Source organism: Pseudomonas sp. NBRC 111127 (assembly GCF_001320345.1).
Lineage (GTDB): Bacteria > Pseudomonadota > Gammaproteobacteria > Pseudomonadales > Pseudomonadaceae > Aquipseudomonas > Aquipseudomonas juntendi.
Genome location: NZ_BCBD01000351.1, coordinates 1 through 524 on the forward strand (window position 1 = coordinate 1; position 524 = coordinate 524).

At 61.6% G+C, this 524-nt stretch carries 1 pseudogene; it reads right to left on the reverse strand.

From position 1 onward, the window contains the following. Positions 1–65: 65 nt before the first annotated feature. A pseudogene (locus tag APH30_RS27390) lies at positions 66–524 on the reverse strand (choline transporter); the annotation flags it as partial.

Below are 524 nucleotides of genomic sequence, written 5' to 3' on the forward strand. Positions count from 1 at the left end.
CGAAACCTGTGATGTACCTGTAGGAGCGGGCGTGCCCGCGAAGAGGCCAGAACAGGAACGCCTGGTCAGCGGACCAGATGCAGGAACTGCATGTGCCGCTCGTACTGGTCGAGGATGTCGTTGATTATCTGCTCCTTGCTGTAGCCAACCAGGTCGTAGTTCTGGCTGCCTTCGCTCAGGTACACCTCCGCCCGGTAGTAGCGGCGGTTCTTCAACTCCTGCGTGCCCAGCCCACCCAGGGCGAACGATGGCGTGAAGTAGCCACGCATCTGCACCTGGTAAATGAACGGCTGTTCTTCACCATGCCCCACTTTCAGGCTGACGTTGTCGTGGCTTGGGTCATCCTGGGTGATCAGCACCAGGCCTTTTTGCTCGAACACCTCACGCACATCGGCAATCGCCGGGCGCACCACATCGTCCATGAAGCGGTACACCTCGTCACGCGACGGGAAGTGCACCGCCTGGCTCAAACGTTGACGCCAGCCGCCACGGCCGCGGCGTGACTGGGCGAACGGTGCCAGCGG